The organism is Nocardioides sp. NPDC000445, assembly GCF_040300245.1.
In the GTDB taxonomy this organism is placed as follows: Bacteria; Actinomycetota; Actinomycetes; order Propionibacteriales; family Nocardioidaceae; genus Nocardioides.
The window spans coordinates 138,211-152,801 of sequence record NZ_JBEPDH010000001.1 but is presented as its reverse complement, the minus strand read 5'-3'; the positions used below and the strand labels follow the sequence as shown (position 1 = coordinate 152,801).

At 70.2% G+C, this 14,591-nt stretch carries 13 protein-coding genes and 1 pseudogene; 5 read left to right on the top strand and 9 right to left on the bottom strand.

Going from position 1 to position 14,591, the window contains the following annotated elements; translation table 11 throughout:
- Window positions 1-137: 137 nt before the first annotated feature.
- Complete coding sequence (gene leuA / locus ABT304_RS00720) at window positions 138-1,898, top strand: 2-isopropylmalate synthase (RefSeq protein ID WP_350712881.1); 1,761 nt, start codon at window positions 138-140, stop codon at window positions 1,896-1,898.
- Here the strand turns inward: leuA and ABT304_RS00715 are convergent.
- Window positions 1,879-2,856, bottom strand: a complete 978-nt coding sequence (locus ABT304_RS00715; protein WP_350712880.1) for a DMT family transporter — start codon at window positions 2,854-2,856, stop codon at window positions 1,879-1,881. The genes leuA and ABT304_RS00715 overlap by 20 nt on opposite strands.
- Before the next feature lie 67 nt (window positions 2,857-2,923).
- Between ABT304_RS00715 and pdxR the strand changes: the two genes are divergently transcribed.
- Window positions 2,924-4,300 carry a MocR-like pyridoxine biosynthesis transcription factor PdxR gene (gene pdxR / locus ABT304_RS00710; protein WP_350712879.1) on the top strand — a complete coding sequence of 459 codons (1,377 nt, stop codon included), beginning with the start codon at window positions 2,924-2,926 and terminating at the stop codon, window positions 4,298-4,300.
- A gap of 6 nt (window positions 4,301-4,306) precedes the next feature.
- Here pdxR and ABT304_RS00705 read toward each other — a convergent pair whose 3' ends face one another.
- The 4 genes from ABT304_RS00705 to ABT304_RS00690 all read right to left on the bottom strand — a co-directional run bounded on the left by ABT304_RS00705 (window position 4,307) and on the right by ABT304_RS00690 (window position 8,509).
- Window positions 4,307-6,043 carry a serine/threonine-protein kinase gene (locus ABT304_RS00705; protein ID WP_350712878.1) on the bottom strand — a complete coding sequence of 579 codons (1,737 nt, stop codon included), beginning with the start codon at window positions 6,041-6,043 and terminating at the stop codon, window positions 4,307-4,309.
- 78 nt (window positions 6,044-6,121) lie between these two features.
- Window positions 6,122-6,946: an ion transporter gene (locus tag ABT304_RS00700; RefSeq protein WP_350712877.1), complete on the bottom strand. Its 825-nt coding sequence runs from the start codon at window positions 6,944-6,946 to the stop codon at window positions 6,122-6,124.
- Window positions 6,947-7,037: 91 nt separating this feature from the next.
- Window positions 7,038-7,652, bottom strand: coding sequence for a hypothetical protein (locus ABT304_RS00695; RefSeq protein WP_350712876.1), 615 nt, complete (start codon window positions 7,650-7,652; stop codon window positions 7,038-7,040).
- Window positions 7,653-7,660: 8 nt separating this feature from the next.
- A complete protein-coding gene (locus ABT304_RS00690) occupies window positions 7,661-8,509 on the bottom strand; it encodes a hypothetical protein (protein WP_350712875.1) in 849 nt (282 codons plus the stop codon).
- A 98-nt stretch (window positions 8,510-8,607) separates the two neighbouring features.
- On the opposite strand from ABT304_RS00690, the gene recO reads away from it, so the two are divergent.
- The 3 genes and pseudogenes from recO (at window position 8,608) to ABT304_RS00675 (ending at window position 11,422) form a co-directional block, all read left to right on the top strand.
- Window positions 8,608-9,336 (top strand): DNA repair protein RecO, encoded by a 729-nt coding sequence (recO, locus tag ABT304_RS00685; RefSeq protein WP_141805688.1) that lies wholly within the window; start codon window positions 8,608-8,610, stop codon window positions 9,334-9,336.
- A gap of 6 nt (window positions 9,337-9,342) precedes the next feature.
- A pseudogene (locus tag ABT304_RS00680) lies at window positions 9,343-10,497 on the top strand (YibE/F family protein); the annotation flags it as partial.
- Between the two features lie 130 nt (window positions 10,498-10,627).
- Entirely contained in the window at window positions 10,628-11,422 is a 795-nt protein-coding gene (locus tag ABT304_RS00675; protein WP_201451269.1) for an isoprenyl transferase, read from the top strand.
- Here the strand turns inward: ABT304_RS00675 and ABT304_RS00670 are convergent.
- The 4 genes from ABT304_RS00670 to ABT304_RS00655 are packed head-to-tail and all read right to left on the bottom strand — an operon-like array spanning window position 11,419 to window position 14,585.
- Window positions 11,419-11,811 (bottom strand): Fur family transcriptional regulator, encoded by a 393-nt coding sequence (locus ABT304_RS00670; protein WP_350712874.1) that lies wholly within the window; start codon window positions 11,809-11,811, stop codon window positions 11,419-11,421. The two genes, ABT304_RS00675 and ABT304_RS00670, sit on opposite strands and share 4 nt — an antisense overlap.
- Window positions 11,798-12,817 (bottom strand): metal ABC transporter permease, encoded by a 1,020-nt coding sequence (locus tag ABT304_RS00665; RefSeq protein WP_160028292.1) that lies wholly within the window; start codon window positions 12,815-12,817, stop codon window positions 11,798-11,800. Before ABT304_RS00665 ends, ABT304_RS00670 begins: the two co-directional genes overlap by 14 nt.
- Window positions 12,817-13,632, bottom strand: coding sequence for a metal ABC transporter ATP-binding protein (locus ABT304_RS00660; RefSeq protein ID WP_350712873.1), 816 nt, complete (start codon window positions 13,630-13,632; stop codon window positions 12,817-12,819). The genes ABT304_RS00665 and ABT304_RS00660 overlap by 1 nt, the downstream gene beginning before the upstream one ends.
- On the bottom strand, window positions 13,629-14,585 hold the full coding sequence (locus ABT304_RS00655) for a metal ABC transporter substrate-binding protein (RefSeq protein WP_350712872.1): 957 nt from the start codon (window positions 14,583-14,585) through the stop codon (window positions 13,629-13,631). The genes ABT304_RS00660 and ABT304_RS00655 overlap by 4 nt, the downstream gene beginning before the upstream one ends.
- Window positions 14,586-14,591 lie beyond the last annotated feature (6 nt).

Below are 14,591 nucleotides of genomic sequence, written 5' to 3'. Positions count from 1 at the left end.
TTCTGTTCTGTTATTGTTACCGAGTCATGATGCGCAGCCTCCTCCTTAGCTGCCGCAGCGGGGTCTGAGAAAGCCGGACTCCCTCGCTGCGGAGGTCCGACGTGCGCCGGCACTCGCTCCCACCTGATGAGGACTCCATGACCAACCTGAGCAACTCCAGCAACCAGCAGAAGCCGTCGGGGATGCCGTTCGAGCGCTATCGCGCGTTCGTGCCCGTCGACGTACCCGACCGCACCTGGCCCACCAAGAAGATCACCAAGGCTCCGCGGTGGCTCTCCACCGACCTGCGTGACGGCAACCAGGCCCTGATCGACCCGATGACGCCGGCCCGCAAGCTGCGGATGTTCGAGCTGCTGGTCGCGATGGGCTACAAGGAGATCGAGGTCGGCTTCCCGAGCGCGAGCCAGACCGACTTCGACTTCGTGCGCAAGCTGATCGAGGAGGACCGGATCCCCGATGACGTACAGATCTCGGTCCTGACCCAGGCGCGCGAGGACCTCATCTCGCGCACCGCCGAGTCGATCGCCGGCGCCCCGCGCGCCACGATCCACCTCTACAACGCCACCGCCGAGCTGTTCCGCCGGGTCGTGTTCAACGTGACCCCGGCCGAGTGCATCGGGATCGCGGTCCGCGGCACCGAGATGGTCATGAAGTACGCCGAGGAGCACGTCCCCGAGCTGATCGGCACCGAGGACTTCGGCTACCAGTACAGCCCGGAGATCTTCACCCAGACCGACACCGACTACGCGCTCGAGGTCTGCGAGCGGGTCTCGGACGTGTGGCAGCCGGAGGCCGGCCGGGAGATCATCCTCAACCTGCCCGCCACCGTGGAGATGTCCACCCCGAACACCTACGCCGACCAGATCGAGTACTTCGGCCGGGGCCTGACCCGCCGCGAGCACTCCGCCATCAGCCTCCACCCGCACAACGACCGCGGCACCGCGGTCGCGGCCACCGAGCTCGGCCTGATGGCGGGCGCCGACCGCGTCGAGGGCTGCCTGTTCGGTCACGGCGAGCGCACCGGCAACGTCGACCTGGTCACCCTGGGCATGAACCTCTTCTCCCAGGGCATCGACCCGCAGATCGACTTCAGGGTCGGCGGCGGCATCGACGAGATCCGCCGTACGGTCGAGTACGTCACCAACATCAACGTCCACCCGCGCCACCCCTACGCGGGCGACCTGGTCTACACCGCCTTCTCCGGCTCCCACCAGGACGCCATCAAGAAGGGTCTGGAGGACCTCGACCGGATCGCCGCCGAGGCCGGCAAGCCGACCAGCGAGATCCCGTGGGAGGCGCCCTACCTGCCCATCGACCCCAAGGACGTCGGCCGCACCTACGAGGCCGTCATCCGGGTCAACAGCCAGTCCGGCAAGGGCGGCGTGGCCTACCTGCTCAAGACCGAGCACTCCCTGGATCTGCCGCGTCGCGCGCAGATCGAGTTCAGCCGGGTGGTCCAGCAGCACACCGACACCGAGGGTGGCGAGGTCGCGCCTGCGGAGATCTGGTCGATCTTCTCCGCCGAGTACCTCGAGCGCGAGGAGCCGTACGCCCTGGAGAGCTGGTCCTCGGTGACCGACGCCGAGGGTGGCGACGAGCAGGTCGTCGACCTGCGGGTCCGCGGCGAGCAGCGCACCTACAAGGGCGTCGGCAACGGTCCCGTGGCCGCGTTCGTCGACGCGCTGAAGGAGGCCGGCGCCGAGATCCGGGTCCTCGACTACGCCGAGCACGCCCTCTCCGCCGGTGGCGACGCGGCCGCTGCTGCGTACGTCGAGTGTGAGATCGCCGGCGAGATCGTCTGGGGCATCGGCATCCACGAGAACATCGTCACCGCCTCCCTGCGGGCCGTCGTCTGCGCGGCCAACCGCGCCCAGGCGGTCACGATCCCGCGCGGCTGAGGTTCTGCCGGGACCTGCCGAGCCGGCGCGTTCGAACGCGCCGACTCGGCGTCCCGGGCAGCCCGATCACCAGACCCACGGCGACGACCGCGGTGCCCAGCCAGACCATCGGGCCGGGCACGATCCCGTTCAGGGGTACGCCGAGGCCGGCGGCGGCCACGGGCACGACGCCGGTGAGCAGACCGGCGCGCCCGGAGCCGAGCCGCCCGACCGCGGTGAACCAGAGCAGGAACGCGAGCGTGGTGACGACCACGGCCAGATGGAGCGCCGCGAGCAGATCGACGGCGTCGAGCGTGGTGACGGCGGCCGGACCCTCGGCCGCGACGCCGATGAGGGCCATGCCGGCGGCCGCCATCCACACCGAGTGGAACGAGACGCCGAAGGCACCCAGGCGAGCGAGGACCGGCACCGCCAGCAGCGTGAAGCCCGCCTCGCAGACGAGGACGAGGATCGCGTAGCCGATGCCCGCCGCATCGGTCCGTCCGAAGCCCTGGACCAGGATCGCTCCCGTCGTCACGACCGTGGCGCCGATGATCACCGTGCGCGACGGGAGCGTGCGGGTCGCGATCGCCGGGACGACCGCGAGCAGCATCGGGACCGCGGCCACGGCCACCCCGATCACCGCCGGTTCGGCATGGGCGACGCCTCGGACGACCCCGACGTTGAAGAGCACCAGTCCCACGGTCGCCACCCCGGCCAGCCAGAGCCACTCGCGCCCGCGCGGGCGCGGCACCCGCCAGCCGGTGACGCGCGCGACCACGAGCAGGAGCAGGGCGGCGAGGGCGTAGCGGACGGACTGGAGGGTGAAGAGCGGAGCATCGGTGATCGCCGCCGAGACCGCGACGCTGCTGCCCACGCAGACCATCCCGGCCGCGGCGAAGGCGATGCCGATCAGGGTGCCGCGGTGCGGCGCTGTTCCGCCGGCGGTATCGGGGTGTGGGAGGGCTTCGGTGGTCATGTCTACGAGGTTCGCTCCAACTTGGTCTGGCAGACAGATCCAAACCACACGTGGCAGAGTGGACCAAGTGACCGGAGCGGACTTCCTCCAGCTCGACCCGGCCGGGGTGCCACCGGGAGGGCTGGCGACCTGGCTCACCGGTGCGCTGCGCGACGCGGTTGCCGACGGCCGGCTCGCGGTCGGTGCCCGGGTGCCGGCATCGCGCACCCTCGCCACCCAGCTCGGCCTCTCGCGCGGGGTGGTGGTCGAGGCGTACCAGCGACTCACCGACGAGGGGCTGCTCTCCGCCCGCAGCGGCGGCGGCACCCGCGTGAGCGCGGTCCCCGGAGCCGTACGCCGCCTCGGTGCCGCCACGCGCCTGCCGACGCCCGAGCTGGACCTCTCCCCGGGAGTGCCCGATCTCTCGGCCTTTCCGCGGGCCGCGTGGGCGAGGGCGTCACGGGAGGTGCTCACCGAGATCGGCAGCGCCGACCTCGGCTACGGCGACCCGCGCGGCGTGCCGGCGCTGCGGGAGGCGCTCGCGGTCTGGCTGGGCCGCACCCGCGGCCTCACGGTCTCTCCCGACGAGATCCTGGTGATCAACGGCGTCGCCCAGGGACTCGTGCTCCTGGCGCGCTGGCTCGAGGAGCGCGGCCGGACCAGGGTCGGCTTCGAGGAGCCGGGATCGTACGGCGGCCGCGTGCACCTGCAGCGGTGGGGGATGACGACGGTCCCGGTGCCGGTGGACGGCGATGGTCTGGAGGTCGCGGCGCTCGATGCCAGCGGTGTCGATGCGGTCGTGGTCACGCCCGCGCACCAGTTCCCGACCGGGGTCGTGCTCTCCCCGCAGCGGCGCCGGGAGCTGGTCGAGTGGGTCCGGGCGGTGCCACACCGGCTGGTGATCGAGGACGACTACGACGCCGAGCACCGCTACGACCGGCCGCCGGTCGCGGCCGTGAAGGTGCTCGCACCCGACCAGATCGTCCATCTCGGCAGCGTCTCCAAGACGCTCGCGCCCGCGATGCGGATCGGCTGGCTGGTCGCCCCGTCCGGGATGCAGGAGGAGCTGGTCGAGGCGCGCTACTGGCTCGACCTGGCCAGCCCGGCGCTACCCCAGATCACCCTGGCGCGGATGCTCACCTCGGGTGCCTTCGAACGGCACCTGAGGCTGGTCCGGCAGCGACACAAGGCTCGCCGCGATGCCCTGCTCGAGGCGCTCGGCGAGCACCTGCCGGCGGTTCGGGTCCGAGGCGTCGCGGCCGGACTGCACGTGCTGGCGACGCTGCCCGACTGCGTCGACGACGCGGCGGTCGCCGAGGCCGCGCTCGAGGCGGGCATCGCCGTCCACCCGTTGAGCCGGCACCGCGAGGGTGAGGGGCCGCCCGGCCTGGTGATCGGCTACGCGGCGACGACCCCTGACCGCCTCCGGGAGGCGGTCAGGCGCCTGGCGCCACTGATCTCCTAGGGTCTCCTAGGAGCCGACGTCGTACTTCGCGCAGAGGCCGATCCGACTGCCGGAGTTCCAGGCCGACTCGAACGGAGGCTTGAACATGGTCGCGTCCGTCGGACAGCCGGCCAGACCCTGGGCGTTGGTCTCGGCCTGGTCGGGGTAGGCGTCACCGGTCATCTCGAAGGTGTCGACGACGACGTAGTCGTGGGTGGTCCCGCAGCGCACGATCTTGTCGACGGTGCTGTCGATGCACGCTCGCAGGTCCGCCGGGGCCGGGATCGGGTCCTCGGGCAGGTTGATCAGCGGTGCCTTCAGGACGGTCACGACGATGTCGCACCTGACATAGCGGTCGCCGTCGTTCCAGGTCGACTCCTTGGGCCAGTACCAGTTCACCAGGTAGGCCGTGCGGGCCATCATCTCGGGACGCAGCCCGAGCCCGGTCTCGATGCGGCTGTAGCAGGCGGCGCCGGCGGCCTCGTTGTCGTTGTAGTTCTCGACGTCGGTGGCGACGTGGAACGTGTAGAGCGTGTGCGGCTCCGCGCAGTCGACCGGAGCCGTCTCGTCGACGAATGTGTTGCCCGCGTCGAAGTCGAGGTCGCGGCACTCGCCGGCCTCGGGGATGTCGCTTCCGGCGCTGCTCACCAGATAGATGAGGCCGCCGATCAGGCCGATGATCACCACCGCGGCGATCGCGCCACCGACGAGCAGCCCGATGCGCCGCTTCGGCCGCTGCTGGGACCCGGCGCTCGTCGGCACGGTGGTCGGCTGGTCGAACGGCGATCCGGTGGGTGGCCTGCTGGGCGGCCCGCTGGGTGGTGGCCCGCTGGGCGGGCCGACAGGCGGCACGGGAGCCGCCGACTTCTGCCACGGCGAGGTCGAGGTGGGCGGGGGAGGCTGAGTCGCGGTGGGGGCGTGGGGCGCGCCGGCGGCACCAGCGCCCTGGACCGCGGCGCGAAGGGCGTCGCCGAAGGAGCGGGCATCGGGCCAGCGGTCCTCGGCCCGGGGCTCCAGCGCCCGGCCGATGGCCTGGCTGATCGAGGCGGGAAGGGGACGCACGGTTCCGGCTTCGGGCACCCGGGAGGTGAGGCCGAGCGCGGGGGCGGGGGAGCGGCCGGCGAGCAGGGCCCAGGCGACGGCGCCGAGGGCCCGTACGTCGGCGCGGTGGTCGATCGGCAGTGACGGGTCGAGCTGCTCGGGCGCCATGTAGGACGGGGTGCCGATGTCGCGGGTGACCTCGTTGAGCGAGTCGAGCGAGCGGGCCACGCCGAGGTCGGCGATCATCACCCGGCGGGCCCCGGCGGTGCCACCGGAGGTCTCGGAGGTGAGCAGCAGGTTGGCGGGCTTGATGTCGCGGTGGATCACCCCGCGTGCCTTCAGGGCCATCAGGCCGTCGGCGGCCTGCGAGACGATGTCGGCGACCTCGCGCACGTCCAGGCCGGCCGGCGAGCCCTTGAGCAGGTCGGCGACCGAGCCGCCGTCGGCGTACGACATCACGAAGAAGGGGATGCCGGTGGACGTCTGGCCGATGTCGTAGACGCGTACGACATGGGGTGAGTCGACCGAGCGAAGCAGCCGCGCCTCCTGGAGGAACCGCTTGTGGATCTCGGGGTTCGACACCCAGCCGGGGGAGAGCGCCTTGACCGCGACATGGGAGTCGAGATCGGGGTCGTAGTAGAGCCACACGGAGGCGAATGCGCCGGCACCGATGTGGCGGACCTGTTGTAGCCGCCCGAGATGTGTCGGGAAGGTCGCGCTCATGGCCGAATCATGCCCTGAATCCGACCCGACGGGCCGCGGTGACACCTACTTCAGTCGGTTTCGCAAGGAAAACGAGACCTACTTCCCGAACCGCTCCTGGTCGCGCTTGACCGCGGCGTGCTGGTCCGATCCGATGTTCTCCCGCAGCTCCTTGGCGGACTCGCGGATGGCGTCGGAGATGATCTCGTGGACCCGTGGGTCGGCCAGGCCCTCGTCGACCAGGCGCAGCACCGTATCGGCCACGAGACGGACGACGTCGTCGTGGAAGGGGAGGTATCTCAGCTTCCCGGTCGCCTGGTCCTGGCGGATGAGGTCGACGATGAGCGTGTCGATCTCGGCCCGGTTCTCCTCGATCGCGCTGGAGATGTGCCGGGTGTAGTTGCCGGTCTGGATCACCGCGATCACCTCGTCGAGCACCGCGACCGTGATCGGCTTGCGGATGGCGTTGACGATCGCCCCCGAGAACCTCCCCACCACGTACGCCGAGACGCGGTCGCCGAAGGCACGGTCGGCCGCACGCATCAGCCGGAGCAGGATCAGCACGATCCGCAGCAGTCGGAGGCCGCGGAAGGCCGGGCTGGCGGCGACACCGAGCGGGATCATCCCGAGCAGCTCGTACCAGTAGAGGAGAGGGAACTTCCACCCGAGCCCCGAGCGGGTCCAGCGCCACACGAACTCGATGGCGAAGACAGCGCACACGACGTAGTCGGCGGCGATGACCCGGTCGTACCAGATCTGCGACACGTCCCAGAACGTCACCCACACGGCCGCCGCGACCGAGACGATGGCGAGCGCCAGCATCAGCCAGTCGACGACAGTGACCGGCGGTCCGGCGGCGGTGCCGGGCTTGCGGTCGTCGTGCGCGGGGTCGGTCGGCACGGTCGCGATGCCTGTTGAGCTCATGACCGGCACGATAGGAGACGAGCCGACCGATCACGGTCACCCACACGCGTCGTTGCCATCGTGTGGCTGCGACGTGAGGTCGGCAGTGTGGTCACTGGGTGCAGGCGACCTTGCCGTCTGGGACCGAGCGAAACGAAAACACCCTGCCCAAGAACGGGCTGTAGGAGAACTCGGGTTCATATCCGATGAACTCGCCGTCGACCTTCTCGATGCGACGGATCTGCCCATAGCAGCTGCATTCCACGGAGATGTCGTCCTTCGCGCTCAAGATCCGCTCGAACTCGAACCTGGTCAACGAGTGCTCGGCGTCAGCGACCGCGGCCAGCTCGGGGTCATCGGTCTCGATGATCTCGACCAGGTCGCCCTGATAGTCGCCGATCTGGATGGCCGGGCTGATGAGCCAATGGTTCGTCCGGCCGTCCTCGGTCCAGAGGTTGCTGAACATCGTGAACGATGTCTGTGTCTTGAAACCGAGGTAGGGGAGGCTGCCGTTCACCAGGACGAGCACGGTCACGCCCCACAGCACGGGCGATCCGGTGAACAGTGGGTCGGAGACGGCTATGGCACGAGGCCCGTCGCGGCGTACGACCGCGAGCAGGGACCGAAAATATACGACGACGAGAACCACGAGGCCGAGGAACCACAGACCCACCCGGGCATAGGTGAAGGCCTCGTCGTCCCCGATGGCCCTGGATGCGAGCGTCACGGCGACCATCAGGACGCCGACCGCCACCGCACCGCTCGCGACGGTCGCGACCAGGTGGCGTCGTAGCCGGCGAAGGCTGTTGCCGACCAGGTCGCTGGCTGCGGTGGCGACCTCGGGACTGAGGAACAAGGCGTACGTCGCGACGGCGGCGTAGCTGAACGCCTGGATCGCCGCGATCGGGACCACCGCAAGGGAGAGGTGGAACAACAGCCCGATCGGAATGGCGAGGAACCGCGTTCTGCGGAAGGCGAGCAGCAGCCCAAGGCGATCTCGGTGACCAAGGTGCCGGCCGTGACCGGAGTCGCGAGCCACGCCACGATCGCGCTGTTCTGCTCGGCATGGAGGGCGGTGCCGAGCAGCGTGGTCGCGCAGCCCACCATCGGGTCGAAGAAGTCGGTGTTGGCCTTCGCGATCCCCGACCACAGGTACATGACGACCACGGCACCGCGGGCCGGACCCGCGAAGGCTTCGTACGTCGCCGAGCGGATGCCGAGCTCGGCTCGACCGCGTCTGTGCCGCATCCACCCGATGACCAGCGCGCCGAGCAGGATCAGATTGATGCAGTCCTCGAGCAGATGATGATTGACCTGATAGGGCAGGTGCGCCCAGGAGTAGGCCAGGTTGAGCACGACCATCGTCGCGAGCGCCAGGGTGCGGTGGGGAAGGACGATGGCCACGAGCGTTGCCACCAGAAGCAGGCCGAACAGGGCGTCGTGGGGAAAGTACTCATAGGTGAGGAGCTGGATCAGACCCTGTCCCGCCCAGAGCATGGTGAACAGGCTGAGCTGGTCGAAGGTCAGCCTTCGAGTCCGTACGTCGGCCACGGCGAAGGTGGACCGAGGGCTGATCCTGGGCATGGCGCATTATGATCTGGTTTCTCGCCGGATTATCCGGTTTCTCGGCGACGCGGACCCGGCGGCACCCGATGGCCGGGCGAGTGCTGCAGAATGGGACCGTGCCCCTCTACCGCGACGAGGCCATCGTGCTTCGCACCCACAAGCTCGGTGAGGCCGATCGCATCATCACCATGCTCACCCGTCACCACGGACGGGTGCGTGCGGTGGCGAAGGGCGTGCGGCGCACCACCTCGCGGTGGGGTTCGCGGCTGGAGCCGTTCACCCACGTCGACCTGCAGTTCGCCGAGGGGCGCAACCTCGACACGATCACCCAGGCCGAGACGCTCACCCTGTTCCACGCCGGGATCGGACTGGACTACGACCGCTACACCGCCGGCACCGCGATGCTCGAGACCGCCGACCGACTGGTCCACGAGGAGGGCGAGCCGGCGCCGCAGCAGTATCTGCTGCTCGTCGGCGGGCTGCGCGTGCTCGCCCAGGGCGACCGGCTTCCCCGGCACGTCCTCGACTCCTACCTGCTCCGCTCGCTGGCCGTCGCCGGCTACGCGCCCTCTTTCGAGGCGTGTGCGAGGTGCGGCCTGGAGGGTCCGCACCGGTGGTTCAACGTCTCCATGGGCGGCGCTCTGTGCACGACCTGCCGGGTGCCTGGCTCGGCGACGCCCTCGCCCGAGACGCTCAGTCACCTCGGTGCGCTGCTCTCGGGTGACTGGGATACCGTCGGCGGCGCCGAGGACCGGACCAGCAGGCAGGCGAGCGGGTTGGTCGCCGCGTACCTCTCCTGGCATCTGGACCGCAACCTGCGCTCGCTGGAATACGTCGAGAGCTGAGGAACGATGGCCCACTCCCACGGCCACTCCCACGGTGGGCCCGAGGCCGAGGTGGAGGTCGAGGCCCTGCCGCGGATGGTGCTGACCGTCTCGCTCGTGCTCGTGGCCGTCATCACCGTCGTCGGAGTGGCCCTGTGGTGGCCCGACCGTGCCGCGGTGGAGAAGCTCCAGGGGTCGCAGGAGTTCGTCGCCGACGGCGTCGTCTTCGAGACGGCCGAGATCACCTCGGTCGCCGAGCCGTGCAGCGCCGAGGGCACTCCCAAGGGCTGCAACACCGCAGCCGCGACGCTGACCAGCGGGCCCGACGCCGGCACCGAGGTCGCGGTGGAGATCTCGACCCCGATGGCCCGCTCCGGGCTGGAGGCCGGCGACGAGGTGGAGCTGTCCCGCACCGAGAAGGAGGGGGAGGCGACGTACGCCTTTTTCGACGTCAAGCGTGGGCCGCCGCTGCTCCTGCTGGTCGGCCTCTTCGTGGTCTGTGTGGTGGCGGTCGCGCGCATGCGCGGGCTGATGGCTGTGCTCGGCCTGGGGTTCGCGGGAGCGGTGGTGTGGCTGTTCCTGCTACCCGCGCTGCTCTCCGGCGAGCCCGCGGCGTGGGTCGCGCTGGTCTCCTCGGTGCTGATCCTCTACGTGGTGCTCTACACGACGCACGGGTTCTCGGTGCGTACGTCGGTGGCGCTCGCCGGCACCCTGGCCGGCGTCACGGTGACCGCGCTGATCGGCACCTTCGCGATCGGTGCGAGCCGGCTGTCCGGACTGGGCTCGGAGAGCGGCCAGACGCTCTCCTCGCTCGACGCCGCGCTCGACCTGCAGACCCTGCTGGTCGCCGCGGTGATCATCGCCGGCCTCGGCGCGCTCAACGACGTCACCATCACCCAGGCCTCCGCGGTGTGGGAGCTGCGTGCCGCCGGGCCGTCCACCTCTCGGTGGGACGTCTTCCGCGGTGCGATGCGGATCGGCCGTGACCACGTCGCCTCGACGATCTACACGATCGTGTTCGCCTACGTCGGCAGCGCGCTGACCCTGCTGCTGGTGATCCAGCTCTACGACCGCACCTTCCTCTCGCTGCTGACGACCGAGCAGATGGCCGGCGAGATCGTCGCCACCATGGCCGCGGGCATCGGGGTCGTCCTGGCGATGCCGATCACCACGATCATCGGCGCGCTGACCGTCCCCGGCCCGGCCGGACGACCCGAAGAGATGGAGTACGACGCGCCCCGGCGCCCGATGGTCCCGTCCAGGCCGCAGCCTCCCGGGCCGCAGCCGCCTCCTGGCTATCGCCCGACTAGGGTTGCACCTCGTGAGCAAGCCGGTCCGTACCCCAACCCCCCACCCGTCCGGGGCTACCCCGCCCCCGGTCCCCAAGGACCTCGTCCCGCACCACGTGGCGATCATCATGGACGGCAACGGCCGATGGGCCAAGGAGCGTGGCCTCCCCCGGACCAAGGGCCACGAAGAGGGTGAGTCCTCGCTCTTCGACGTCGTCGAAGGAGCCATCGAGATCGGCGTGAAGGCCATCTCGGCCTACGCGTTCTCCACCGAGAACTGGTCGCGCTCGCCCGACGAGGTGAAGTTCCTGATGGGCTTCAACCGCGACGTCATCCGCCGCCGCCGCGACGAGATGAACGAGCTCGGGGTCCGGGTGCGCTGGGCCGGTCGCGCGCCACGGCTGTGGAAGTCCGTCATCAACGAGCTGAAGATCGCCGAGGAGATGACGAAGGACAACACCGTCTGCACGCTGACGATGTGCGTCAACTACGGCGGTCGTGCCGAGCTCACCGACGCCGTGCGGCGGATGGGGGAGGACGTACGCGCCGGGAAGCTGCGTCCGGAGAAGATCACCGAGAAGACCTTCGAGCGCTACCTCTACGTCCCCGACCTCCCCGACGCCGACCTCATCTGGCGCACCTCCGGGGAGCAGCGGCTCTCCAACTACATGCTCTGGCAGGCGGCCTACTCCGAGTTCGTCTTCACCGACGTGCTGTGGCCCGACGTCGACCGTCGCCACCTGTGGCACGCCATCGAGACGTACGCCTCCCGGGACCGCCGCTACGGCGGCGCGCTGCCGAACCCGGTCCAGCCCTAGCGGCAGTCGGTGCAGGTGCCGAAGATCTCCAGGGTGTGGGAGACGTCGGTGAAGCCGTTGTCCTCGGCCATGGTCTTGGTCCAGCGCTCGACGGCAGGGCCCTCCACCTCGACGGTCCGGCCGCACTGACGGCAGACCAGGTGATGGTGATGCGTGTCGGAGCAGCGGCGGTAGATCGTCTCGCCGTCCTCGGAGCGCATGGCGTCGACCGCGCCGGCCTCGGCCAGCGCGGTCAGCGTGCGGTAGACCGTGGCCAGGCCGACGGCACCGTCCAGCCGGGAATGGATCTCCTGGGCGGAGTGGAAGCCGTCGTACGCCCGTAGTGCCTCGGCCACGGCGAGCCGCTGCTTGGTGGGGCGCAGGGAGCTCGGCGGATCAGTGCTCGTCATAGTGCTCTCCCTCCGTGCCGACGTGCGCCGCGTGCCGGTGCCCGTCGTGGATGTAGTCGACGTGGTCGCCGTGCTCGACCGCGACGTGGCCACACTTCTCGCCGTGGTGGTGAGGGTGTGCCTCGTCGACCGGCTTCTCCACGGGCTCGGTCTCCGGGAACGGGGCCACCAGGGCCCGCCGGCGGCGCAGCCAGGCGCCGATCGGCCAGACCAGGAAGAACCCGGCCAGCGCGACCAGCACGATGCTGGGTCCCGGCTGGACGTTGGCGCCGGTGCGGGAGAGTGCGGCCGCCAGCACGAGGCCGCCGACCGAGGCGACCAGGCCGGCGCCCATCGCGCCGAGCAGCGTCATCCGGAACGACCGGGTCAGCTGCTGCACGATCGCGACCGGTACGACCATGAGTGCGGAGACGAGCAGCAGCCCGACGGTGCGCATCGCGATCACCACACTCAGGGCTGCGAGCACGGCGACGAGGATCGAGTAGAACCGCACCGGCAGCCCGGCGACCTTCGCGTAGTCGGCGTCCTGGGAGACCGCGAACAGCTGCGGCGAGAGGCCGACACAGATCACGATCAGCACCACCGCGAGCGTCATCGTCACGAGCAGGTCGTCGACCGAGATCGTCAGGATCGAGCCGAAGAGGAACTCCTGGAGCCGGGAGGCGCCGGTGCCGGCCAGCCCGGTGACGAAGATGCCGCCGGCGAGCCCGCCGTAGAAGAGCATCGCCAGGGCGACGTCACCTTCGGCGTGGCCGCGCTCGCGTACGACCTCGATGACCACGGCCCCGGCGATGGCCACGACCACCGCTGCCCACGTCGGCGAGGTCTGGGTCCACAGGCCGATCGCGACGCCGGTGACGGCTACGTGGCCGATGCCGTCGCCCATCAGCGCCAGTCGCCGCTGCACGATGTAGGTGCCGACCGCGGGAGCGGCGATCCCGACGAGGAACGCCGCGATCAGGGCCCGCTGCATGAACGGCACCGAGAAGAGCTCGAGGAGAGTCATCAGAGCTCCTTGAGGGGGGTCGGGACGGCGGCGTTCGGGTTGGGGGTCGAGGCGTCGTCGCAGTGGACGTGACCGGCGTCGAAGCCCTGGGCGTGGACGTCGGCATCGGAGAGGGGCGGGCCGTCGTAGGCCTTGCGCCCGTCGCGCATGACGACGGCGCGGTCGACCAGCGGAGCCAGCGGGCCGAGCTCGTGGGCGACCAGCACGATCGTGGCGCCGTCGTCCTTGAGCCGGCCGAGAGCCCCGGCCAGCGCGTGCTGGTTGGGCAGGTCGACGCCGGCGGTGGGCTCGTCGAGCAGCAGCAGCTCGGGACGTCCGGCGAGCGCTCGCGCGATCAGCACCCGCTGGTGCTGACCGCCGGAGAGCTGGGCGACCCCGCGCTGGGCGTACGCATCCATCCCGACCACCTCGAGCGCCGCCCGGATCGCGGCCCGGTCGGCGCTGCGCAGCGGCCGCAGCAGCTTGCGATGGGTGAGCCGTCCGGAGGCGACGACCTCCCAGACCGAGGCGGGTACGCCGCCGGTGGCCGTGCTTCGCTGCGGCACGTAGCCGACCCGCGACCAGTCGTGGAAGCCGGCCAGGGGGCGACCGAACAGCTCCAGGCGACCGGCCGAGAGCGGGTTGAGGCCGACCAGGGTGCGTACGAGCGTCGACTTGCCGGAGCCGTTGGCGCCCATCAGCGCGACGAACTCACCGCGGTTGACGGTCAGGTCCACCTCGCGAAGGACGGGACGTCCGGACAGGGCGACATCCCCGTGCAGGAGCTGCACGGGGACATCGGCGGGGACGGTGCTTCCGGTCCCTGATCTGGTCACTGACAACCGTTGGCCGCCTTCAGGGCGTCGAGGTTCTGGCGCATGAGGGAAAGGTAGTCCTCTCCCTCGGTGTCTGCCGAGAGGCCCTCGATCGGGTCGAGCACCGCGGTCTTCAGACCGAGGTCGTCGGCGAGGGTGTCGGCGAGGGCCGTGCTGACCAGGCGCTCGGAGAAGATCGTGGTCACGCCGTGCTCCTCGGCGTGCTCGCCGATCTCGGCGAGTTGGGCCGGGTTGGGCTCGGCGTCGGGGGTCAGACCGGCGATCGACTCGAACTCCAGGCCGTACTTGTCCAGGTAGCCGAAGGCGTCATGGGAGACCACGACGTCCTTGATCTTGCACTGGGCCAGGCCGGTCTTGAACTCCTCGTCGACCTTCGTGAGGTCCTCGGTGAGCGACGTGGCGTTGGCCTCGTAGGTCTCGGCGTTGTCGGGGTCGGCCTTCACCAGCGCGTCGCGTACGCCCTCGGCGTACTGCGCCATCAGCAGCGGGTCGTGCCAGAAGTGGGGGTCGGACTCGCCGTGGGCGTGCTCGTCCTCCTCGCCCTCGGCGTGCTCGTCCTCGTGGCCCTCCTCGGCCTTGCGGAGCTCGACGATCTTCTCGACGTCGACGACCTCGCCCTTGACGTCCTGCTCGACCGCGTCGTCGACGGCGGGCTGGAAGCCGTGCTCGGTGAGGATCAGGTCGGCGCTCTGCAGCGCGGCCGTCTGGTTGATGCTGAGCTCGAGGTCGTGCGGCTCGACGCCCGGCTTGGTGAGGGGGGTGACCTCGGCCAGGTCACCCGCTACCCGCTCCGCGACGAACTCCAGCGGGTAGAACGCGGCTGCGATCTGGACCTTCCCCGAGTCGGAACCGGAGGCGGAGGAACCGGAGTCGTCGGAGAGGGCGGCGCAGCCCGAGGTGAGCAGGAGTGCGCCGGCGGCAAGGAGGCCTACGGAGCGGGTAGTGGGGGTCATGAGAAC

Excerpts from the sequence above, each read along its gene's own strand:
- leuA (WP_350712881.1), top strand. The coding sequence starts at position 138 with ATGACCAACCTGAGCAACTCCAGCAACCAGCAGAAGCCGTCGGGGATG.
- ABT304_RS00715 (WP_350712880.1), bottom strand. The coding sequence starts at position 2,856 with ATGACCACCGAAGCCCTCCCACACCCCGATACCGCCGGCGGAACAGCG.
- ABT304_RS00705 (WP_350712878.1), bottom strand. The coding sequence starts at position 6,043 with ATGAGCGCGACCTTCCCGACACATCTCGGGCGGCTACAACAGGTCCGC.
- ABT304_RS00700 (WP_350712877.1), bottom strand. The coding sequence starts at position 6,946 with ATGAGCTCAACAGGCATCGCGACCGTGCCGACCGACCCCGCGCACGAC.
- ABT304_RS00690 (WP_350712875.1), bottom strand. The coding sequence starts at position 8,509 with ATGCCCAGGATCAGCCCTCGGTCCACCTTCGCCGTGGCCGACGTACGG.
- ABT304_RS00670 (WP_350712874.1), bottom strand. The coding sequence starts at position 11,811 with ATGACGAGCACTGATCCGCCGAGCTCCCTGCGCCCCACCAAGCAGCGG.
- ABT304_RS00665 (WP_160028292.1), bottom strand. The coding sequence starts at position 12,817 with ATGACTCTCCTCGAGCTCTTCTCGGTGCCGTTCATGCAGCGGGCCCTG.
- ABT304_RS00655 (WP_350712872.1), bottom strand. The coding sequence starts at position 14,585 with ATGACCCCCACTACCCGCTCCGTAGGCCTCCTTGCCGCCGGCGCACTC.